Here is a 21,887-nt window from a genome sequence, read left to right as displayed (position 1 = left end):
ATGGCAATCCGCGAAAATTTTACTTATACCGACATGGACCTGTGGCTCAACGAGAAGCACGTCACCGAAATCGAATGCCTGGTCCCCGACTTGACCGGCGTAGCACGCGGGAAGATCCTCCCGCGCGGTAAGTTCACCCAGGAGCGCGGCATGCGCATCCCCGAAGCGGTGCTGGGCATGACCGTAACCGGCAACTGCCCGGTGGAAGACGCAGGCTACGACCGCGCCATCTCCACCACCGACCGCGACATGATACTGAAGGCCGATCCGACCACCATCACCATGGTGCCGTGGGCCACCGACCCGACCGCGCAGGTCATCCACGACTGCTACTTCTCCGACGGCCGCCTGGTCGATTTCGCGCCGCGCTCCGTGCTGCGCCGCGTACTGAAGCTGTACGCCGACAAAGGCTGGAAGCCAGTGGTGGCGCCGGAACTGGAGTTCTACCTGACCGCCAAGAACAGCGATCCCGATCTGCCTTTGAAACCGCCTATCGGCCGTAGCGGCCGCGCGGAAACCAGCCGTCAGGTCTACAGCATCGATGCGGTGAATGAATTCGATCCGCTGTTCGAAGACATCTACGACTACTGCGACCTGATGAACCTCGACGTCGACACGCTGATTCACGAAATCGGCGCCGGCCAGATGGAGATCAACTTCCTGCACGGCGATCCGCTCGGCCTGGCCGACAAGGTGTTCTTCTTCAAGCGCACCTTGCGCGAAGCGGCGCTCAAGCACGATATGTACGCGACCTTCATGGCCAAGCCGATGGCGGGTGAACCGGGTTCCGCGATGCACGTGCACCAAAGCGTGGTCGATGCCAAGACCGGCAAGAACATCTTCAGCGCCGAAGACGGTTCGGCCGCGCCGATCTTCAAGCACTACATCGGAGGCCTGCAACGCTACATGCCGTCGGCGATGGCGATCGTTGCGCCTTACGTCAATTCGTATCGCCGCATCGTGCGCCACACTGCGGCGCCGATCAACATCCAGTGGGGCATGGACAACCGCACCGTCGGCTTCCGCGTGCCGGAATCGGGCGTGCAGGATCGCCGCGTGGAGAACCGCATCATCGGTGCGGACGCCAATCCCTACCTGGCGCTGGCGGTCACGCTGGCTTGCGGCTACCTCGGCATGACCGAGCAGCTGGAGCCGACGCCGATGACCGTCGGCAGCGCGTATGACCTGATGGTCGAACTGCCGCAAGGCTTGCCGGAAGCGCTGCAGCTGCTGCGCGGCGAAGACAAGCTGCGCAGCGTGCTGGGTGACCGTTTCATCGACGTCTATTCGGCGATCAAGGATCTGGAGCACCAGGAATTCATGACCGTCATCAGCCCGTGGGAGCGCGAGCACCTGCTGCTGCACGTCTGATCATTTTGAGATAGGAGCCATCATGTCGAACAATTCATTGGCGCCAAGCGCCGCATTGGTCGCGTCGGTCAAGGCCGCAGCGCGCCCGGAAGTCTATGACACTGCCGCCATCCAGAAGCTGGACACGGCCCACTACATCCACCCCTTCACCGACCACAAGGCGCTCGGCGAAAAGGGCGCGCGCGTGATGGTGCGCGGCGAGGGCATCTATCTGTGGGACTCGCAGGGCAAGAAGGTATTGGACGGGATGTCCGGCCTGTGGTGCGTCAATGTCGGCTACGGCCGCACCAGCATTTCGGAAGCGGTGTACAAGCAGATGGAGACGCTGCCGTTTTATAACAGCTTCTTCAACACCACCAATATTCCCGCCGTGGAGCTGGCGGCCAAGTTGGTGAAGATCTCGCCGCCGCAGTTCAACCACGTCTACTTCACCGGATCCGGCTCGGAAGGCAACGACACCAATCTGCGCATGGTGCGCCGCTATTGGGACGTGCTGGGCTACAAGGAGCGCCACACCATCATCAGCCGCCACAACGCCTATCACGGCAGCACCGTGGCCGGCGCGTCGCTGGGCGGCATGGATGGCATGCACGCGCAGGGCGGCTTGCCGATTCCCGGTATCGTGCATATCGGCCAGCCGAACTATCTGGAATCCGGGCGCGGCATGACGGAGGATGAATTCGGCATCGAAGCCGCGTCGTGGCTGGAGAAGAAGATCCTGAAGGTTGGCGCGGACAAGGTCGCGGCCTTCATCGGCGAGCCGATACAGGGCGCGGGCGGTGTGATTATCCCGCCGGCTACCTACTGGCCGGAGATCCAGCGCATCTGCGACAAGTACGGCATCCTGCTGATTGCCGATGAGGTGATCTGCGGCTTCGGCCGGCTGGGCAAGTGGTTCGCGTCCGAGCTGTTCGGCATCAAGCCGGACCTGATCACTTTCGCCAAGGGCGTGACCTCCGGCTATGTGCCGCTGGGCGGCGTGCTGGTTGGCGACCGCGTGGCCGATGTGCTGATCGAGCAGGGCGGCGAATTCAATCACGGCTTCACCTACTCCGGCCATCCTGTCGCTTGCGCGGCGGCGCTGGAGAATATCCGCATCCTCGAAGACGAGAAGCTGGTCGAACGCGTCGGCAACGAGACCGGGCCGTATCTGAAAAAGCGTTTTGCCGAGCTGGCGGATCATCCGCTGGTTGGCTATGCTGATAGTTGCGGCTTCGTCGCGGGCCTGAACCTGGTGCGCGTCAAGGGCGCGACCGTGCACGAGAACGTGCCGTTCGACGAGGAGCTGGCGGTGGGCATGGTCTGCCGTGGCTACATGTTCAACAATGGCATGATCATGCGCGCCGTCGGCGACCGCATGATCATCGCGCCGCCGCTGGTGATGAGCTGTGCGCAGATCGATGAGATGGTGGCCTTGATCCGCAACTGCCTCGACCTGACCTACGCCGACCTCCAGCAGCGCGGCTGGCTGTAAATCCTGAAGTGGAGACGAATATGACGACAACATCCTGGCACGAGCGGGCGAGCAGCCTGCAAATCGACGGCCGCGCCTTCATCGGCGGCGAGCGCGTCTGGGCCAAATCCGAACAGCAGTTTGAGAACCTGTCGCCGATCGACGGCCGCAAGCTGGGTATGGTGGCGCGCTGCGACGGCGCCGATGTCGACCTGGCGGTGGCTGCGGCACGTGCCGCATTCGAGGACCGCCGCTGGGCTGGAAAATCGCCGGCGCAGCGCAAGCGCACGCTGATCAAGTTCGCGGATCTGGTCCAGAAGTACGGCCCGGAACTGGCGCTGCTTGAAACGCTGGACATGGGCAAACCGATCAAGTACAGCCAAAGCGTGGATGTGGGCGCGACCGCCAACTGCCTGCGCTGGTACGGCGAGGCGATCGACAAGATCTACGACGAGATCGCACCGACAGCGGCCAACAGCCTGGCGCTGATCACGCGCGAGCCGGTCGGCGTGGTGGCGGCCATCGTGCCGTGGAATTATCCGATGATCATGGCCGCTTGGAAGATCGCGCCGGCGCTGGCCGCCGGGAACAGCGTGGTGCTCAAGCCGTCCGAGAAGTCGCCGTTGACGGCGCTGCGTTTGGCGGAGATCGCGCTGGAGGCGGGCATTCCGCCGGGCGTGTTCAATGTGCTGCCGGGTTACGGCCATGAAGCCGGCGCCGCGCTTGGCCTGCACATGGACGTGGACTGCATCGGCTTTACCGGCTCCACCCGCATCGGCAAGCAGATTTTGCAGATGGCCGGGCAGTCCAATCTGAAGCGGGCCTGGACTGAATTGGGCGGCAAGTCGGCCAATATCGTCTGCGCCGATTGCCCGGACCTGGACAAGGCGGTGGAAGCGGCCATCGGCTCCATCTACTTCAACCAGGGCGAGAGCTGCAACGCGCCTTCGCGCCTGTTTGTGGAAGCGTCGATCAAGGAGCAGTTCCTTGAAAAAGCGATGGCGATGATGCCTGCCTTCCAGCCTGGCGATCCGCTCGACGAAAACACCGTCATGGGCGCCATCGTCGACGCGACGCAATTGAAGACGGTGATGGGTTACATCGAAGCTGGCCAGTCGGGCGGCGCCAAGCTGCTGTCCGGTGGACGCCAGGCGCGCACCGACACCGGCGGTTACTACGTCGAGCCGACGCTGTTCGACCAGGTCGACAGCAGCATGACCATCGCGCGCGAGGAGATCTTCGGGCCGGTGCTGTCGGTGCTGAGCTTTACCGACGTGAAGGACGCGGTCAGGCAGGCCAACGCCACGCCGTACGGCTTGCAGGCCGCCGTGTGGACGGCTGATCTCAGCAAGGCGATCCAGACCGCGCGGGCGCTGCGCGCCGGCACCGTGCACGTCAATCAATACGACGGCGACGACATCACCGTGCCGTTCGGCGGCTACAAGCAGTCCGGCAATGGGCGCGACAAGTCGCTGCACGCATTCGATAAATACACCGAGCTGAAAACTACATGGATACAAATCGGCTAGACAGTACGGCGGCCCGTTCGACGGAAGAATTGCAGCGCGAGCTGGCCGCGAAAGGCGTGCGCTTCGTGTTCGCGCAGTTCACGGACATCCACGGTGCGGCCAAGGGCAAGCTGATACCGCTGGCGAATCTGGACGATATCGTTTCGCCGGGCGCGGGATTCTCTGGCCCGTCGATCTGGGGCACTGGCTTGCCGCGTACCGGTCCGCGTTCGGAGTACTATGGCCGCGCCGACCTCTCCACCCTGAAGGTCATGCCCTGGCTGCCTGGTTACGCGCGCGTGGCGCTGGACGGTCATGTGGCGGGCGAGCCTTTCGACGCCTGTCCGCGCCAGGTATTGCGCAAGCAGGTCGAGCGGCTGGCACAGCGCGGCTGGACCTTGAACGCAGGGCTGGAGCCGGAGTTCTTCCTGCTGCAAAAAGGCGCCAATGGCTACGATGCCGAAGCCGCCGATACGCTGGAAAAACCATCCTACGACACCAAGAGCCTGCTGCGCCGCCGAGGCTTCATCGAGAAGTTGACAACGTCGCTGGACCAGTGTGGACTGGGCGTGTTCCAGATCGATCACGAGGATGCGACCGGCCAGTTTGAAGTCAATTACAAATACGCCGACGCGCTCAAGGCGGCCGATAACTTCATGCTCTTCAAAATGGCTGCGCAGCATATCGCCGAGGAGGAGGGGCTGCTGTTCTCGATGATGCCCAAGCCGTTCGCCGAGCGTCCTGGCAGCGGGCTGCATTTCCATTTGTCGCTGGCGAATGTCGCCGGCAAGCCCTTGTTCGCGCTGGGCGAAGAGAAAGAGCAGGGCGGGCGCGATCTGGGGCTGTCGTCGCTGGCCTATCATTTCATGGCGGGCTTGCTGCATCACGCGCCGGCGTTGACCGCGTTGTGCGCACCGACCGTCAATTCGTATAAACGATTAATGTGCGGGCAGTCGCTGTCCGGCACCAGCTGGGCGCCGGCTTTCATCGGCTACGGCAACAACAACCGCACCACGGTTGCGCGGGTGGTCTACCAGCGCATTGAATGGCGCTTGCCCGATAGCTCGGCCAATCCCTATCTGGCTCTGGCTGGTGTGATCGCGGCAGGGCTGGACGGCATCGACCGGACGCTGAAAGCCGCAGAACCGGTCAATCAGGATGTGTACGAGATGTCCGACGCTGCGCGTGCGGAGCTGGGGCTGACGCTGCTGCCGCAAAACCTCGGTGCCGCTGCAGCCGCGCTGCGGGCCGACACCGTGCTGGCCGAAGCGATGGGCACGGACATCATTAACGAGTTTGTGGCGCTGAAGAGCGCCGAATGGATCGAATACAGCCAACACGTCAGCGCCTGGGAAACCACGCGTTATCTCGACCGCTTCTAGGAGCAAGCGATGAGCCAGGCCATGAAGGACTTTCTACGTGACCGCAACATTCACGAAGTGGAGTGTGTGATCGCCGACATGACCGGCATCGCTCGCGGCAAGATCCTGCCCAAGGATCTCTTTCTCAGCGAAGGCGAGATGCGCCTGCCCAAGAGCGTGCTGCTGAACACCGTCAACGGCGAGCAACCCAACAACCTGCCCTACGTCGGCGCCACCGATCCCGACATGATCTGCGTGCCGGACCTGGCCACGCTGCGGCAGGTGCCGTGGGCGGCGGAGAACGTCGCGCTGGTGATCCACGATTGCCAGAACTTCGACGGTTCGCCGGTCGGCCTGTCGCCGCGTGCGGTGCTGCGCAAGGTGCTTAAGCTGTATGCGGAGCGCGGCTGGCAGCCGGTGGTGGCGCCGGAGATGGAGTTCTACCTGGTCGCGCGCAGCAGCAACCCGCACGAGCCGCTGACGCCACCGCTGGGCCGCAGCGGCAAGACGGAGTCCGGCCGCCAGTCGTACTCGATCGACGCCGTCAACGATTTCGATCCCTTCTTCCTGGAGCTGTCCACCTTCTGCAAGCAGCATGAGCTGGGTGTGGAGACGCTGATCCACGAAGCGGGCGCCGGGCAGATGGAGATCAACTTCACGCACGGCGAGGCGCTGGAACTGGCCGACCGCGTGTTCCTGTTCAAGCGCGCGGTGAGGGAGACGGCGCTGCGGCACGGGATCTTCGCCACCTTCATGGCCAAGCCGATGGAGACGGAGCCCGGCAGCGCGATGCACATCCACCAGAGCATCTTGGATGCCGCGACCGGCGCCAATATCTTCAGCCGCGCCGACGGTGAGGCCAGCGATTTGTTCTTCAACTATATCGCGGGGCTGGAGCAGTACACGGCGGCGGCCACGTTGCTGTTTGCGCCGCATGTGAACTCGTATCGCCGGCTGTCGCGCTTCATGTCGGCGCCGACCAATGTGCATTGGGGTTACGACAATCGCACCTGCGGCATCCGCATCCCGAACTCCGCGCCCGTCAACCGGCGCGTGGAGAACCGCGTGCCAGGCGTGGACGTCAACCCCTACCTGGCGATGGCCGCCACGCTGGCCTGCGGCTACCTCGGCATGACGCAAGGCTTGACGCCGTCGCCGCCCACCGCCGATAGCGCCGAGCATGTACACGACCAGCTGCCACGCAACTTGGAGGACGCCATCCTGCGCCTGCGCGAATGCCAGCCGCTGAGCGAGATCCTGGGCGAGTTGTTCGTACAAGCCTTCTGCGAAGTGAAAGAACTCGAATTCGCCACCTACAGTCGCGTGATCAGCTCCTGGGAGCGCGAGCACTTGATGCTACTGGTGTGACCATGGCCGGCGCCCGCGACGGATTGAACTGGCCCCGCGTGCAAGCGCTGGCCGCCGCCGAACGCGCCAGCTACATCGCGCGCAATCCCGAGTCGGCGCGATTGGCGGGGCAGGCCGCGCAGCACCTGCTGTTCGGTGTACCGATGCACTGGATGAATGACTGGTCTACACCGTTCGCGCTGACGGTGCGCGAAGCATCGGGTGTCCGCTTCCGCGACGCCGACGGCCACGAATACATCGACTTCTGCCTCGGCGACACCGGCGCCATGTTTGGCCACGCGCCGCCGCCCGTGGCGCAGGCGATAGCGCGCCAGGCCGCGCGCGGCTACACCGCCATGTTGCCGTCGGAGGATGCCGCGCCGGTGGCGGCTGAGCTGGCGCGGCGTTTCGGCCTGCCGTACTGGCAGTTCGCCTTGTCCGCCTCGGACGCCAACCGCTTCGTGCTGCGCTGGCTGCGCGCCGCGACGGGCCGCAGCAAGGTATTGGTCTTCAACGGTTGCTATCACGGCACGGTGGACGATGTGTTTGTCGATCTGGTGGACGGTGTGCCGACGCAGCGCGACAGCCTGCTGGGGCAAGTGCACAAGCTCACGGATCACACTGTAGTGGTGGAGTTCAACGACCTGCCTGCACTGGAGGCGGCGCTAAAGCAGGGCGACATCGCCTGCGTGCTGGCCGAACCGGTGATGACCAACATCGGCATGGTGCTGCCGCAGCCGGGCTACTGGGAGGCCGCGCAGCAGCTCATCAAGCGCCACGGCAGCCTGCTGGTGATCGACGAAACCCACACCATCAGCAGCGGCCCCGGAGGCTACGCGCAGGCGCACGGCATGCAGCCGGACGCGCTGGTGGTCGGCAAACCGATTGGCGGCGGCATCCCGTGTGCGGTCTATGGATTTACTGAGGAATTGGCGCGGCGAGTGGAGAAGGCCAAGCACGACGCGCCACCCGGCCACTCCGGCGTCGGCACCACGCTAAGCGCCAACATGTTCGCGATGGCCGCGATGCGCGCCAATCTGGAGCAGGTGATGACCGAGCAGGCCTACCAACACATGTTCGCGCTGGCAGCCCAACTGGCGGCAGGCTTGCGCGCCGCGATCGCGCGCCACAATCTGCCGTGGTGCGTGACCCAGATCGGCGCCCGCACCGAATTCCAGTTCACACCAACCGCGCCGCAAAACGGCACGCAAGCGCAAGCGATACTGGACAGCGATCTTGAACAGATCATCCACCTCTACTTGCTCAACCGCGGCCTGTTGATCACACCGTTCCACAACATGCTGCTGGTATGCCCCAGCACCAGCGAAAGCGACATCAAACAGCTGCTGACCGCATTCGATGCGTGCTTGTCCGGACTTGTTTGAGCCAGATTAAGTGATGGTTTACAAATTGGTATATTATTAGTGGAAATGTAAACCGCAATCGCACGGTTCTGGAGGTAAATCATGATTGGTCAACGGCTGTTCCGGGCGCGCAAGGCGGCCGGCTTATCGCTGCGTGAGCTGGCGGCTAAGGTCGACCTGTCTCATGCTGCGATCAAGAAGTACGAGGATGAGTTGGCTGTGCCGACTTCTGCAACCCTTATCAAACTCGCGCAGGCGCTGCAAGTCCGGACCGAATATTTCTTCCGCCCCGAGTCAGTCGCGCTGGAGGGCATCGAATATCGCAAACGTAGCTCTCTACCCAAGAAGCGCCTGGAAGCTATCGAACATGAGGTAATCGATCAGATCGAGCGGCGCATCGAGCTGGAGGCTCTGTTCCCAAAGTCGCCGTTGAAAGAGTTCGCCCCCGTAGCCGGATTGCCGAAGAAGATATCTGATCTGGCGCAGATCGAAGACGTCGCTGAACAAGTACGTAATGCATGGGCCTTGGGCTATGCGCCGATTCCCGAGTTGATCGATGCGTTGGAGACGCATGGCATACGCGTGTTCATGATCGATGCGAATGCAGATCCAAAGTTTGATGGCCTGGCTGCTTCCGTACACAAGATGCCGGTGATTGTCGTTGGCCGCAATTGGCCGGGAGACCGACAGCGCTTTACGTTGGCGCATGAGCTGGGCCACTTGATGCTCAATGGACGTCTGGCCAAGGACATTGATGAGGAATTGGCCTGTAACCGTTTTGCCGGTGCCTTCCTTGTGCCGCGCCAGTCCGCGTTGCAGGAATTGGGGCAGCGTCGCAGTTTTATTGAGCTGAAGGAGCTGGCTTTGCTGAAGGAGGAATTTGGCCTCAGCATGGGTGGCTTGCTGTATCGCGCCCGCGACCTGGGCATCGTTAGTCCTGCATGGCGCGACGAGCAGGCACGCCAGTTCCGTTTGAAAGGCTGGCATCTGACGGAGCCCGGTACTCCGTATCCGGTCGAACAGCCGCACGTCTTCGAACAGCTGATATTCCACGCGTTGGCGGAAGAGTACATAGGCGAGTCCAAGGCCGCAGAGCTGATGCGTATGCCAATCGGGACCTTCCGCAAAATGCGGTCACTGGATTTCGACGACGATAGCGCGGGCCGCGTATCAGCGTATGCGCGATAGCGGCCGCAGGCTGCCCTGGGACCAGGCCGAGCAGATGCTGGCCGACCTGGATTCTGCAGGAGCTTAGAAGCAGTGCTCCAGCGCCGGGAAGCTGCCGTCCTTGACGGCGGTGACGTAGGCGGTGACGGCGGCGTCGATGTTGGTCTGGCCTTCCATGAAGTTCTTCACGAAGCGCGCTTTGCGGCCCGGGAATACGCCCAGCAGATCGTGCATCACCAGCACCTGGCCCGAGCAGTCAGGTCCCGCGCCGATGCCGATGGTCGGCACCGTCAGCAGCTCGGTGACTTCCTTGCCCAGCTGCGCAGGGATGGCTTCCAGCAGCACCATCGCGGCGCCGGCGGCCTGCATCTTCAATGCGTCCGCCTTCAGCAGGTCGGCGCTTTCGATGGTCTTCCCTTGAACCTTGTAGCCACCCAGCTGGTGCACCGATTGCGGCGTCAGGCCGAGGTGGGCGCAGACCGGTACCGCGCGGTCGGTCAGGAAGCGCACGGTGTCGGCCAGCCAGGCGCCGCCCTCCAGCTTGACCATGTGCGCGCCCGCCTGCATCAGCTGCACGGCGTTGGCATACGCGGTTTCCGGCGTGCCGTAGGCGCCGAACGGCAGGTCGGCCATGATCATCGCCGATTTGCTGCCGCGCGCGACGGCGGCCGTGTGGTAAGCCACTTCAGCCACCGTCACCGGCAGCGTCGACTGGTGGCCGTTGCAGACCATGCCCAGCGAATCGCCGATCAGCAGGATCTCGACGCCGCAGCGGTCCATCAGCGAGGCGAAGCTGGCGTCGTAGCAGGTCAGCATGGAGATTTTTTCACCGGCCGCGCGCAGGGTTGCCAGCGTGGAGATGGTGACTGCCTTGTTGGCGACCGCTTTGGCCGGTGCAGGTGCGGTGGTGGCGGCAGGCTTTTGGCTCGCGGCCATTTCGTTTCCTTGCAAATAACCAGACATGGGAAATCCTTTAAAGAGGTGATCACACGGCGATAGTGTAGTCCTGAATGCTATCGCGTGCAGGGGAGTCAAATAATGGGGCTGATGCCCTGATCGGCGACCGAGGCGGCGTAATCCTGCGCCGCGCCCTTGCCGGGAATGTGGATGGCCGGCGCCAGTTCCAGCAGCGGCACCAGCACGAAGGCGCGCTCCGTCATGCGTGGATGCGGCACCGTCAGCGTGGCGCTGGCGATCTGCTGGTCGCCGTACAGGAGCAGGTCCAGGTCCAGCGTGCGCGGGGCGTTGCGGTAGGGCCGCTCGCGGCCATGCGCCTGCTCGATGTCGTGCAGCGCTTGTAGCAGCGCTTCGGCGTCCAGCGTGGTGGCGATGCGGGCCACGGCGTTGATGTAGTCGTCGCCGCTGGAGTCGATCGGCGCGGTGCGGTACAGGTCCGACGCCGCCATCAGCGTGCAGCCGGGCAGGCGTTGCAGGCGCTCCAGCGCGTCGGCCACGTTGCCGCGCGCATCGCCCAGGTTGGCGCCGATGCCGATGTAGGCGATGGTGAAGGCGAAGCCGTCTTCACCTGCTTGGTCGATGATGCTCATGATGCGTGACAGCGCAGTTTATTCCGCGCCGCCGTCGCCGCCGGAACCGCCGGCGTTGCCGCCTTCAGCGCCGCCCTTGCTGCGGCCACCGCGACGCGGTGCGCGTTTGCGCTTGGCGCCGCCGGCTCCCGCAGGCTGGTTGGCGGTTGCGATCAGGTCTTCGCGGGTGGCTTCGTCGCCTTCATAGAACGCGGTCCACCATTCGCCCAGTTCGGCGTCGATCTCGCCCGAGGCGCAGCGCAGCAGCAGGAAGTCGTAGCCGGCGCGGAAGCGCAGGTGCTCCAGCAGCTTGTGCGGCGACTTGCCGCTGCGGCGCTCGAAGCGCGGCTGCATCGACCAGATGTCGCGCATGTCGGAGCCGATCTTGCGCTGCAAGGCCAGCTTCTCGGTTTGCGAATCGAGCACGTCGTCGGCCGCCAGGTGCAGGGCAGGGATGGTCTGCTCGCCGGCGGCGCGGTAGGCGGTCCACTTCTCCAGTACCTGGTGCCACAGCAGCGACGCAAACAGGAAGCCCGGCGACACGGTCTTGCCGGCATGGATGCGGGAGTCGGTCGAATCGAGCGCCAGCGTCACGAACTTGAAGCCCAGCGGCTGCTCCAGCACCACGTCCAGCAGCGGCAGCAGGCCGTGATGCAGGCCTTCCTTGCGCAGTTGCTGCAGGCAGGCCAGCGCCTGTCCGCTCATCAAAAGCTTGAGCATTTCGTCGAACACGCGCGCCGCAGGCACGTTGTCGATCAGCGAAGCCATGACCGGGATCGGCGCACCGGTATTCGGTTCGATGGTGAACTTGAGCTTGGCGGCGAAGCGCACCACGCGCAGCATGCGCACCGGGTCTTCGCGGTAGCGCGCTTCCGGCTGGCCGATGATGCGCAGCGTCTTGGCGCGGATGTCTTCCACGCCGCCGTGGTAGTCCAGCACCTGCTGGTTGGCCGGGTTGTAGTACATGGCGTTGATGGTGAAGTCGCGGCGCACCGCGTCTTCCGCCTGCGAGCCGAAGGTGTTGTCGCGCAGGACGCGGCCATGTTCATCCTTCGGCGCGTTGTCCAGCGTGGTGCCGCGGAAGGTGGTCACCTCCAGCAAATCCTGGCCGAACATCACGTGCACGATCTGGAACCGTTTGCCGATGATGAAGGCGCGGCGGAACAGGCGCTTGACCTGCTCCGGCGTGGCGTTGGTGGCGATGTCGAAGTCTTTCGGCTTCACGCCCAGCAGCAGGTCGCGCACGGCGCCGCCGACCACGAAGGCTTCGTAGCCCGCTTCCTGCAAGGTGCTGGTGACGCGCACCGCGTTCGACGACAGCAGGCGCGGATCGATGCCGTGGGCTTCCGGGCCCAGTACCACCGGCGTGTTGGTGTCGCGAGCCTTGCTCTTGGTGCCGAGGATTTTGCGGATCAGTTTCTTAATCATTGAATAGGTCAATTAATGGCCAGCCTTGGGCTGTGGCGTGCGTTTTCAGTGCGGCGTTGGGGTTGGTCGCCACCGGGTGGCTGACGATGGACATCAGCGGCAGGTCGTTGTGCGAATCGCTGTAGAAGTGGACGGTGCCGAAGTCTTCCAGCTTTTTGTCCATCTTCGCCAGCCAGGCCTTGGTGTGCGTGACCTTGCCCGCGCCCTGGGTCGGCGTGCCGAGCAGCTTGCCGGTCGGCTTGCCGTCGGCGTCCATTTCCGGCATCGCCGCGATCAGGTGCTCCACGCCCAGCGCCTTGGCGATCGGCGCGGTGACGAAGTGGTTGGTGGCGGTGACGATGGCCACCAGGTCGCCGGCGTCGACGTGCTTTTGCAGCAGCGCGCGTGCCGCAGGGCGGATCGCCGGCAGCACCACTTCGGCCATGTACTGCTCCTGCATGGCCTGCAGGCGCTCGCGCGGGAAGGAGGCGAGGGTGCCGAGCGAGAACTCCAGGTATTCCACCGGGTCCAGCGTGCCGGCCTGGTACTGGGCGAAGAATTCATCGTTGCGGCGGGCGAATTCGGCGGCGTCCACGGCGCCGATGCGCACCAGGAACTGCCCCCACTCGTAGTCGGAGTCGATCGGCAGCAGCGTGTGGTCGAGGTCAAATAAGGCTAAGTTCATGCAGGATTCGTCATTCTTTAGCTTCCGCCTGCAACCACTCGCGCAACAGCGGCAAGGTGATCGGGCGTTGGGTTTCGAGGGAATATTGGTCCAGCGAGTCCAGCATGGTCGACAACGACCGCATGTCGCGCTGAAAATGGGACAGCAAGTAGGGTATCACGCCGGGCGACAGCGTCAAGCCGCGGGCGGTGGCGGCGGCCGTCAGCGCGGCCACCTTTTCGTCGTCGGTCAGGCCGTGGATCTGGTAGATCAGGCCCCAGCCCATGCGGGTGCGCAGGTCTTCACGCACCGGCAGCACCGCCGGCGCCACCGCGCCGCTGCACACCATGAAGGCGTTGTTGGCGCGAATTTCATTGAACAGGGCGAAGGCGTCGATCTGCGCCAGCGGCGACAGCTTTTCGCAGTCGTCCAGCAGGTACAGGTCCACCTCCGGCGAGTAGACGAATTCGGACTCGATGGAAAACGGCGAGATATAGCGAGCGCGCAGCTGTTCGGCTTCGCCGCCGGCGCTGGCCAAAGCTTTCAGCAGATGGGTCTTGCCGACGCCGCCCGCGCCCCACAGGTAGGCAAAGTGCTCGCGCGACGTGCGGTCGGCGAACTGCGCCATCAGCGCTGCCGCCTCGGCATTCTGTCCCACCTCGAACGATGCGAGGCTGTGCGCCTGGTCTGCGCCTAAATCGAGCACCAGCTGTTTCATGGCGTTCGCCTGTTTATGATCTTTTGCATAACGTTTTTCTGTTCCACGTCACGCATTATAGAAGCTGCTGCTCAGGTAGTGGCGGCGGAGATGCTTAAATGCCACCATCAGCACCGCCGAAGCGGGCAATGCCAGCAGCACGCCGACGAAACCGAACAGCTGGCCGAAGGCCAATAAAGCGAAAATCACCGCCAGCGGATTGAGGCCGATGCGCTCGCCCACCAGGCGCGGGGTGAGGAAAAAGCCTTCGATCACCTGGCCGGCGCCGTAGATCACGGCCACCGCGATCACGCCGCTCCAGTCGGAAAACTGCAGCACCGCCGAAATCAGCGCCAGCACCAGGCCCAGGCCGAAGCCCAGGTAGGGGATGAACACCAGCAAGCCGGTGATGATGCCGACCGGCAGCGCGACGTCGAAGCCGGCAATCGCCATCGCCACCGAGTAGTACACCGCCAGCACGAACATCACCAGCAGCTGGCCGCGCAGATACTGGGCCAGCAGGGTGTCGACTTCCTCGGCCATGTCCATGGTGGCGCCTATCCAGCGGCGCGGCACGCAGCCGGCGATACGGGCCAGCATCGGGTGCCAGTCCAGCAGCAGGTAGAACAGCACCACCGGTATCAGCACCAGCGTGGCGATCCAGCCCAGCACCGCGGTGCCGCCGACGCGCGCCGAATTGAGCACGGCGCTCCAGATCTCCTCGCCGCTGGTGGCCATCTGCTGCGACACCAGCTTCTTGATGCCGGCGCTGTCGAGGCGCACCTTGACGCCCATTTCCTGCAATTTGGGGCCCAGCAGGTCGTTGGCCTTGGCCAGGAAGGCGGGGATCTGCGCCTGCAGCAGAGGGATTTCCTTTTGCAGCACCGGCACCACGATCAGCACCAGGGCGGCGATGGCGGCGAAGAACAGCACCACCACCACCAGCACGGCCAGCGCGCGCGGCACCCGCATCTTCAGGCGGCCGACGCGCAGGTGGTCGAGGAAGTCGACGCCCGGATTGAGCGCGTAAGCGAGGATGGCGGCGGCCAGGAAGGGCGTCAGCACCGGTCCCAAAGTGACCAGCAACAGGAAGAATGCTGCCCAAACCGCTACCCAGAATGCCGTTTGCTTTTGCTCTACCGAGAGGGGAAATGGCATGGAAAGTGATTTAGATGGTTAAAAACGGCTGTTGGACGGGGCATTTTGATAAAATAGCGGATTGACCGGGTTGTTGTGCAGCTTTTTGCGCATTTTCGTAACTTTTTACTACGAAACAGGTCTCCGCCTTCTATTTTACCGCCTCCGCTGCGAAATACACCATGAGCCAAACTTCTAATGTTTCCCTGTCCTACCGTGACGCCGGCGTCGATATCGACGCAGGCGACGCTTTAGTCGAAGCGATCAAGCCTTTTGCCAAGCGCACCATGCGCGAAGGCGTGATGGGCGGCTTGGGCGGTTTCGGCGCCATGTTCGAGATCAGCAAGAAGTACAAGGAGCCGGTCCTGGTCTCCGGTACCGACGGCGTGGGCACCAAGCTGAAACTGGCGTTCGAGCTGAACCGCCACGACACGGTCGGCATCGACCTGGTCGCGATGAGCGTCAACGACATCCTGGTGCAGGGCGCCGAGCCGCTGTTCTTCCTCGACTACTTCGCCTGCGGCAAGCTGGACGTGGCCATCGCGACCGACGTCATCAAGGGCATCGCCCAGGGTTGCGAACAAGCCGGTTGCGCGCTGATCGGCGGCGAAACGGCGGAAATGCCGTCCATGTACCCGGCCGGTGAATACGACCTGGCCGGTTTCGCGGTCGGCGCGGTGGAAAAATCGGCCATCATCGACGGCACCAAGATCGCTCCAGGCGACGTCATCCTGGGCCTGGCCTCGTCGGGCGTGCACTCCAACGGTTACTCGCTGGTGCGCAAGATCATCGAAGTGGCCAAGCCGGACCTGGAAGGCGACTTCCACGGCCGCAAGCTGGCCGACGTGCTGATGCAGCCTACCCGCATTTACGTCAAGCCGCTGCTGGCGCTGATGGCCTCGATGGAAGTCAAGGGCATGGTGCACATCACCGGTGGCGGCCTGGTCGAGAACATCCCGCGCGTGCTGCAGCCTGGCCTGGTGGCCGAGCTGAACGGCAAATCGTGGACCATGCCACCGCTGTTCACCTGGCTGCAGCAGCACGGCGGCGTGGCCGACGCTGAAATGCACCGCGTGTTCAACTGCGGCATCGGCATGACCGTCATCGTTTCGAAAGAAAACGCCGCCGCCGCCATCGCCCAGCTGGAAGCGGCCGGCGAGACCGTCTACACCATCGGCGCGATCCGCGCCCGCGTCGGCGACGAACACCAGACCATCGTTGTTTAAGCGATAGCTCTTTCCTGAAAGCGGACCGCGCCCCGGCGTCGTCCGCTTTTTTTATGGCTGGACCCTGAACCATGAAACCCATCCTGAAAAAACTGGCCGGCCTGTTGATGCTGGCCGTGAGCTGCTGCGCCGCAGCGCACGCCGCGCCGTTGACGATCCTGGTGTCGATCGACGGCATGCGGCCCGATTACCTGGAACGCGGCGTCACGCCCAACCTGAACCGGCTAGCCGCCGGCGGCGCGCGCGCGGTGGCGATGCGGCCGTCGTTCCCCTCGATCACCTTCCCGAATCACTACACGCTGGTGACCGGGCTGCGGCCCGACCATCACGGCGTGGTCGACAACAATATGGACGACGCGGCGATTCCCGGCGTGCGCTTCAGCCTGGACAATCCGGCCGCCGTCACCGACCGCCGCTGGTGGGACCAGGCCGAGCCGGTGTGGGTGACGGCCGAGCTGCACGGCATCCGCGCCGGCACCATGTTCTGGCCCGGTTCGGAAGCGGCGATCCACGGCGTGCAGCCGACGGTGGCGCCGCAGTTCAACGGCAAGCTGCCGGCGGCCGCGCGCACCGAGCGGCTGTTGTCGTGGCTGGGACGTGAGGACGTGGAGCCGCTGGGCTTCGCCACCTTGTACCTGGATGATGTCGACCATGCCGGCCACACCTACGGCCCGGCCGCCGAGCAGACCACGGCGGCCGTGGCGCTGGTGGACCAGGCCGTCGGCCAGATGCTGGACGGGCTGGCCAAGCGCAAGCTGGACGCCAACATCGTCATCGTCTCCGATCACGGCATGGCGCCGGTGAGCGCCGAGCGGGTGGTGCGCATGGACCGGCTGCTGCCGGAGGGCAGCTACCGCAAGGTGGTCCAGGGGCCGTATGCCGGCATGGAAGCGATGCCCGGCCGCGAGGAGCAGCTGGCTGCGGCGCTGCTCAAGCCGCAGGACCATATGCAATGCTGGCGCAAGGGTGAGCTGCCGGCGCGGCTGGCGTATGGGCGCAACGCGCGCGTGCCGGCCTTCATCTGTCTGGCCGAGACCGGCTGGATGCTGACGTTCAGCGACAAGGCGCTGGGCAAGGGCGGTGCGCACGGCTACGACAACGCGGCGCCGGAGATGGGCGCGATCTTCATCGCCGCCGGCCCGGCCTTCAAGCCGGGCGTGGTGCTGCCGGCGTTCGACAATGTCGACGTCTACCCGCTGCTGATGCGCCTGTTGAAACTGGCGCCGCTGCCGTCCGACGGCGACATCACACCGCTGCTGCCGGCGCTGGCGCCGTAGTGTGACGTTTCTGCGCGATTGACGGCTTACGGCTTTGCTCCTACCATGAAAAATCAGGATTCGATTGGTATTGGAGGCAAACATGATGACTATGCACCCCGGCGAATATCTTTTTCTGTCCTACGTCGAAGCGCATAAAATTAGTCATGAAGAGTTGGCTGACCGGTTGGGACTGTCGTTGCAGGTAGTGGAAAGCTTGCTTGCTGAAGAAATCGAACTAACGGCGGAAATGGCAGTTCGGCTCGAACTGGTGTTTGATCGTTCGGCCATATCATGGATGGAAATCCAGGCTGCGCATGACGTGATGCAGGCAAGAAAAAAGGTCGATACCGCTACTGTTCGACCTTTCGTTTTTCCCGCCAGGGCAGACGTGGCGTGAGCGTCTGATCTAAGTTAATTCGCGCTACTTACTTTCCTTGCTCAGGCGGTGGCGGCATGCCGCCTTCGGGCACTGCGACGACGATGTCGCGCATCTTCTTGCAGACGCCTTGGACGTCTTCACCACGGCGCCCCTTGAAAGTGACCTTCGTACCTTCGGCCTTGTTCTTGCAGGCAGCAACGGCTTCGGGCGGCGGTCCTGGCGGCTGGCCGCCGGACGGCGGGCCGTTCTGGGCCGACGCCGCCAACGAGACACTGGCTACCGCCGCCAGGGACATCCAGGTTCTAACTGTTTTCATGCCAAACTCCCGAAATCAATGTGAGGTAGCCATTGTCCTTCCAGAGTTTGTTAGAAAACGTCAAGGCCCTGTAAAGCCCAGTAAAACCAAGATCGCCTCCGACACAAGCCGACCAGCAACTATTTGCGCGGCTCCGGCGGTGGCGGCATGCCGCCCTCGGGCACGGCGACGACGCCTTCACGCATCTTCTTGCAGACGCCTTTGATGTCCTCGCCGCGCCGGCCCTTGAACGTGACCTTGGCGCCTTCGGCCTTGCCCTTGCAGGCGTCGATCGCTTCTTGCGGCGGGCCGCGCTTGCCGTCGGGTGGCGGTGGCGGCTGGTTGGCGTTCTGCGCCGAGGCGCCCAGTGCCGCACTGGCCAGCATGGCCAGCAGCAGGCTGCGTTGGAATATGCCCATCGTCGTCTCCTATTTCTTCAGAATTTTTTCCACCGGCGAGGGCCGCAGGCGGAACGCGTCCGGCATGCCGGAACCCAGCAACGGCCGCAGGTACAGGCGGAAGGCGTCGGTCACGTCGGTGCCGCTGGCGCTGATGAACTCGTCCTCCATCACGCGCGTCTTGCCGGCCACGTCGGACAGCGCCATCAGCTCGTAGTCCACCGAGTAAAAACCGGTGCGCTTGATCGCCACCGAGCCGTCGCGCCCGCCCCACATGGCGAACTGCACCGCCTTCTCGCCGACCTCGCGCGCTTCGCGCTGGTCCACGTCCGACACGCAGCCGATGAACGAGCGCTGCAGATAGCCGAAGGTGTCGCCGCGCACGCGCTTGATGCCCAGCTTGGCCTTGATCTCGTCGCACAGCAAATCGGCCAGCGCGCCGGTGCCGGACAGCTGCACGTTGCCGTGCGCGTCGCGCTCGACTTCCTTGGCCAGCAGGCTGGCGATCGCTTCGCCGGACGCATCGTGGATGCCCTCGGACACGGCGATCACGCAACGGCCATAGCGCGCATAGGTGGCTTTGACGTCGGCCAGGAACTGCTCCAGCGAGAACACCCGCTCCGGCAGGTAGATCAGGTGCGGGCCGTCGTCCGGGAACTTCTTGCCCAGCGCCGAGGCGGCCGTCAAGAAGCCGGCGTGGCGGCCCATCACCACGCCCACGTACACGCCCGGCAGCGCGGCGTTGTCCAGGTTGGCGCCGGCGAAGGCTTGCGCGACAAAGCGCGCCGCCGACGGGAAGCCCGGCGTGTGGTCGTTGCCGACCAGGTCGTTGTCTATGGTCTTGGGAATGTGGATGCTGCGCAGCGGATAGCCGGCCTGCTGCGCCTGCTCGCTGACGATGCGCACCGTGTCGGACGAATCGTTGCCGCCGATGTAGTAGAACTGCTCGATCTCATGCGCGCGCAAGACCTTGAAGATCTCCTCGCAATAGGCCAGGTCCGGCTTGTCGCGGGTCGAGCCCAGCGCCGACGACGGCGTGGCCGCCACCAGCTCCAGGTTGTGGCTGGTCTCGCGGGTCAGGTCGACCAGGTCTTCGTTGATGATGCCGCGCACCCCATGCAGCGCGCCGTAGACGCGGGTGACGTCGCGGAAGCGGCGCGCCTCCAGCACCACGCCCGCCAGCGACTGGTTGATCACGGCGGTCGGCCCGCCTCCCTGTGCGACCAAAATTTTTCCCGACGACATGCGCGCTCCTCCGTAATCGTTGAACAGGTTTGCTGCAACGAGACTATAGCGCGACTTTCAGTGCGCGCCGATATTCTTGTCGAGGAATTTCTCGACGCGGTTCCAGAAGTCGTAGCGGTTTTTCGGCAGCGCCCAGCCGTGGCCTTCCTCCGGGTATTCGACCCACTCGACGTTGGGATTGGTCTGCTTGACCGCCTTGTAGAACTTGGTGCCGTGCGGCAGCGGCACGCGCATGTCGGCGCCGCCGTAGGCCAGCAGCAGCGGCTGCTTGATGCGGGCCGCCTGCAGCAGCGGCGAGGTGGCCTTCAGCTGCTCGGCATCCTTGACCGGATCGCCGACCAGCTCCGGCATGCCGTACTGCCGCCAGCCATCCGAAACGTCCGACACATAGGCCCAGTGGCCGTCGTGCAACAGGTTGATGTCGGTGACGCCCAGCCAGTCGATGCCGCATTTATACAGGTCGGGGTCGTTGATCAGGCCCATCAGCGTGGCGTAGCCGCCGTAGCTGGCGCCGGCGATGCAGATGCGCTTGGGGTCGACGGTGCCCTGGGCGATGGCCCAGCGCGCGCCGTCGGCGATATCGTCCTGCATCTTCAAGCCCCATTGCTTCCAGCCGGCGCGGTAGTGGCGCTCGCCGAAGCCCCGGCTGCCGCGATACTCCGGCTCCAGCACCGCATAGCCGCGCGAGGCCAGGAATTGCGAATCCGGCTCCCACGCCAGGTCGCCGCCGCGCACGTACGGACCACCGTGCACCAGCACCACCAGCGGCAGGTTCTTGCCGCTGCCTTGCGGCACGGTCAGCCAGGCCGGGATGTCGAGGCCGTCGCGGGCCTTGTAGTGCACCATGATCTTGTGCGCCATCTGGGTTGGATTGATGGCGGGGTGGCTGGCGCCGATGGCGGTCAGCTGCTTGCTCTCGCGGTTGTACAGGAAGCTGCGCGACGGCCATACGTCGCTGAAGGCGCGCACCTGCACCCACGGCGCCTGCGGCCGCGATGGCGGCGTCAGCAGGTTGATGGTGTTGGGCAGCATGGTGTCGATTTTTTCCTGCATCTCCTTCATGGCCGGGTCGAACCACACGGTGCCGGCGGCATCGGTCTGGTAGCGCACGCCCAGCATCTTGTGCTGGTCCATGATCAGATGGCCGCGGAAGTCGTAGCCCTCCAGCTTGACGATGGGTTGCTCGGAGACCTTGTTGGTGGCGAAGTCGTAGCTGTGCACCGACGCTAGGTCGTTGTCCTTGTTGGAGATCACGTACAACGTGCCGTCCGGCCCGAACGCCAGCGGCCGGAAGGCGCCCTTGCCGCCGGTGTAGTTGTCGAAGCCGGTCAGCTTGCGCCATTCGTTGTTGGCCGGATCGCGATACCAGACTTCGCTGGTGCGGTCTTTCGAGGTTTCGGTCAGGCGCGGTTCGCCCTTGTTGTCCAGCAGCCAGCCCATGCTGTTGCCGGGACGGGAGATGGTGCTGGCCACGCGGCCGGTCAGCGTGTTGATGCGCTGCAGGTCGACGTAGTCCAGCTGGCCGGGGCCGCTGATGCTCTTGTTGAGCACGTACATATACTCGGAATCCTGCGGGCCGTCCTGGTCCAGCATGAAGGTGTGCCAGGGCAGCAGCTCACGCGACTGCATGCTGCCGGAGCCGCTGCTGATGAAGGGCTGTCCGTTGCGCATCGCCAGTTGGCGGAAGGCGCTGCCGTCGCGGTTGATCGCGTACAGGCCGGGCGCGTAGCGTTGGTCGCCCTGGGCCAGGGTGTGGTCGGCGGCGGTGAAGGCCAGGCGGTCGTCGTTAATCCACTGGAACTTGCCGATGTCGGCGTCGCTGAAGTTGCCCACCACCTTGACCGTGTTCACGCCCAGTTCCACCACCGCCAGGCGGTCGCGCTTGTCCTTGGAGCCGACCTTCACGGCCAGGTATTTGCCGCTGGGCGAGAGCAGCGCGCCGCTGAATTCGGAATTGCCGAAGAAGTCTTCGACCGATGGGCGGGCTGGCGGCGCATCGGCGGCCTGGACGGCATGGAAGATCTGGCCGAGGGCGCAGGCCAGCAGCAGGATGGTGCGAAGTTTCATGGGCGGTCTCGAAATA

General features: G+C 64.1%; 20 protein-coding genes. 10 read left to right on the top strand and 10 right to left on the bottom strand.

All coding sequences use genetic code 11. From position 1 onward, the window contains the following. From V6M89_RS15560 to V6M89_RS15530, 7 genes are all read left to right on the top strand, one after another. Positions 1-1,371, top strand: coding sequence for a glutamine synthetase family protein (locus tag V6M89_RS15560; RefSeq protein WP_116992097.1), 1,371 nt, complete (start codon positions 1-3; stop codon positions 1,369-1,371). 22 nt (positions 1,372-1,393) lie between these two features. Next, positions 1,394-2,845 carry an aspartate aminotransferase family protein gene (locus V6M89_RS15555; RefSeq protein ID WP_332854009.1) on the top strand — a complete coding sequence of 484 codons (1,452 nt, stop codon included), beginning with the start codon at positions 1,394-1,396 and terminating at the stop codon, positions 2,843-2,845. A gap of 20 nt (positions 2,846-2,865) precedes the next feature. After that, entirely contained in the window at positions 2,866-4,353 is a 1,488-nt protein-coding gene (locus tag V6M89_RS15550) for an aldehyde dehydrogenase (RefSeq protein ID WP_332854008.1), read from the top strand. Continuing rightward, complete coding sequence (gene glnT, locus V6M89_RS15545; protein WP_332854007.1) at positions 4,335-5,714, top strand: type III glutamate--ammonia ligase; 1,380 nt, start codon at positions 4,335-4,337, stop codon at positions 5,712-5,714. Before V6M89_RS15550 ends, glnT begins: the two co-directional genes overlap by 19 nt. A 9-nt stretch (positions 5,715-5,723) precedes the next feature. After that, entirely contained in the window at positions 5,724-7,061 is a 1,338-nt protein-coding gene (locus V6M89_RS15540; protein WP_332854006.1) for a glutamine synthetase family protein, read from the top strand. Positions 7,062-7,063: 2 nt separating this feature from the next. Then, the gene (locus tag V6M89_RS15535; protein ID WP_332854005.1) at positions 7,064-8,425 is read left to right on the top strand and encodes an aspartate aminotransferase family protein; all 1,362 of its coding nucleotides are present in this window, start codon (positions 7,064-7,066) and stop codon (positions 8,423-8,425) included. Positions 8,426-8,506: 81 nt separating this feature from the next. Then, positions 8,507-9,592 carry an XRE family transcriptional regulator gene (locus tag V6M89_RS15530; RefSeq protein ID WP_332854004.1) on the top strand — a complete coding sequence of 362 codons (1,086 nt, stop codon included), beginning with the start codon at positions 8,507-8,509 and terminating at the stop codon, positions 9,590-9,592. Between the two features lie 63 nt (positions 9,593-9,655). Here V6M89_RS15530 and panB read toward each other — a convergent pair whose 3' ends face one another. From panB to V6M89_RS15500, 6 genes are all read right to left on the bottom strand, one after another. Next, positions 9,656-10,507, bottom strand: a complete 852-nt coding sequence (gene panB, locus V6M89_RS15525) for a 3-methyl-2-oxobutanoate hydroxymethyltransferase (protein ID WP_332854003.1) — start codon at positions 10,505-10,507, stop codon at positions 9,656-9,658. A 95-nt stretch (positions 10,508-10,602) separates the two neighbouring features. Continuing rightward, a complete protein-coding gene (gene folK / locus V6M89_RS15520) occupies positions 10,603-11,118 on the bottom strand; it encodes a 2-amino-4-hydroxy-6-hydroxymethyldihydropteridine diphosphokinase (RefSeq protein ID WP_332854002.1) in 516 nt (171 codons plus the stop codon). A gap of 18 nt (positions 11,119-11,136) precedes the next feature. Further along, the gene (pcnB, locus tag V6M89_RS15515; RefSeq protein ID WP_332854001.1) at positions 11,137-12,525 is read right to left on the bottom strand and encodes a polynucleotide adenylyltransferase PcnB; all 1,389 of its coding nucleotides are present in this window, start codon (positions 12,523-12,525) and stop codon (positions 11,137-11,139) included. Continuing rightward, a complete protein-coding gene (locus V6M89_RS15510) occupies positions 12,518-13,189 on the bottom strand; it encodes an HAD family hydrolase (RefSeq protein ID WP_332854000.1) in 672 nt (223 codons plus the stop codon). Before V6M89_RS15510 ends, pcnB begins: the two co-directional genes overlap by 8 nt. 10 nt (positions 13,190-13,199) lie before the next feature. After that, on the bottom strand, positions 13,200-13,886 hold the full coding sequence (gene hda, locus V6M89_RS15505) for a DnaA regulatory inactivator Hda (protein ID WP_161088999.1): 687 nt from the start codon (positions 13,884-13,886) through the stop codon (positions 13,200-13,202). Between the two features lie 48 nt (positions 13,887-13,934). Continuing rightward, complete coding sequence (locus tag V6M89_RS15500; RefSeq protein ID WP_332853999.1) at positions 13,935-15,023, bottom strand: AI-2E family transporter; 1,089 nt, start codon at positions 15,021-15,023, stop codon at positions 13,935-13,937. A gap of 161 nt (positions 15,024-15,184) precedes the next feature. Between V6M89_RS15500 and purM the strand changes: the two genes are divergently transcribed. The 3 genes from purM (at position 15,185) to V6M89_RS15485 (ending at position 17,884) form a co-directional block, all read left to right on the top strand. Next, complete coding sequence (purM, locus tag V6M89_RS15495) at positions 15,185-16,228, top strand: phosphoribosylformylglycinamidine cyclo-ligase (protein ID WP_116992110.1); 1,044 nt, start codon at positions 15,185-15,187, stop codon at positions 16,226-16,228. A gap of 71 nt (positions 16,229-16,299) precedes the next feature. Continuing rightward, a complete protein-coding gene (locus tag V6M89_RS15490) occupies positions 16,300-17,505 on the top strand; it encodes an alkaline phosphatase family protein (RefSeq protein ID WP_332853998.1) in 1,206 nt (401 codons plus the stop codon). Between the two features lie 82 nt (positions 17,506-17,587). Continuing rightward, positions 17,588-17,884, top strand: a complete 297-nt coding sequence (locus V6M89_RS15485; protein ID WP_332853997.1) for a HigA family addiction module antitoxin — start codon at positions 17,588-17,590, stop codon at positions 17,882-17,884. Between the two features lie 28 nt (positions 17,885-17,912). Here V6M89_RS15485 and V6M89_RS15480 read toward each other — a convergent pair whose 3' ends face one another. The 4 genes from V6M89_RS15480 to V6M89_RS15465 all read right to left on the bottom strand — a co-directional run bounded on the left by V6M89_RS15480 (position 17,913) and on the right by V6M89_RS15465 (position 21,871). Then, a complete protein-coding gene (locus V6M89_RS15480; RefSeq protein ID WP_332853996.1) occupies positions 17,913-18,182 on the bottom strand; it encodes a hypothetical protein in 270 nt (89 codons plus the stop codon). Positions 18,183-18,301: 119 nt separating this feature from the next. Next, entirely contained in the window at positions 18,302-18,580 is a 279-nt protein-coding gene (locus V6M89_RS15475) for a hypothetical protein (RefSeq protein ID WP_332853995.1), read from the bottom strand. Between the two features lie 9 nt (positions 18,581-18,589). Beyond that, positions 18,590-19,804 carry a 6-phosphofructokinase gene (locus tag V6M89_RS15470; protein WP_332853994.1) on the bottom strand — a complete coding sequence of 405 codons (1,215 nt, stop codon included), beginning with the start codon at positions 19,802-19,804 and terminating at the stop codon, positions 18,590-18,592. Positions 19,805-19,861: 57 nt separating this feature from the next. Further along, the gene (locus tag V6M89_RS15465; RefSeq protein ID WP_332853993.1) at positions 19,862-21,871 is read right to left on the bottom strand and encodes an alpha/beta hydrolase family protein; all 2,010 of its coding nucleotides are present in this window, start codon (positions 21,869-21,871) and stop codon (positions 19,862-19,864) included. Positions 21,872-21,887 lie beyond the last annotated feature (16 nt).

Origin of the sequence: Duganella sp. S19_KUP01_CR8 (assembly GCF_036688705.1) — a bacterium.
GTDB lineage: Bacteria > Pseudomonadota > Gammaproteobacteria > Burkholderiales > Burkholderiaceae_D > Rugamonas.
Note: the sequence above shows the minus strand (reverse complement) of the source record. Positions and strands in the feature narration are given on the sequence as shown.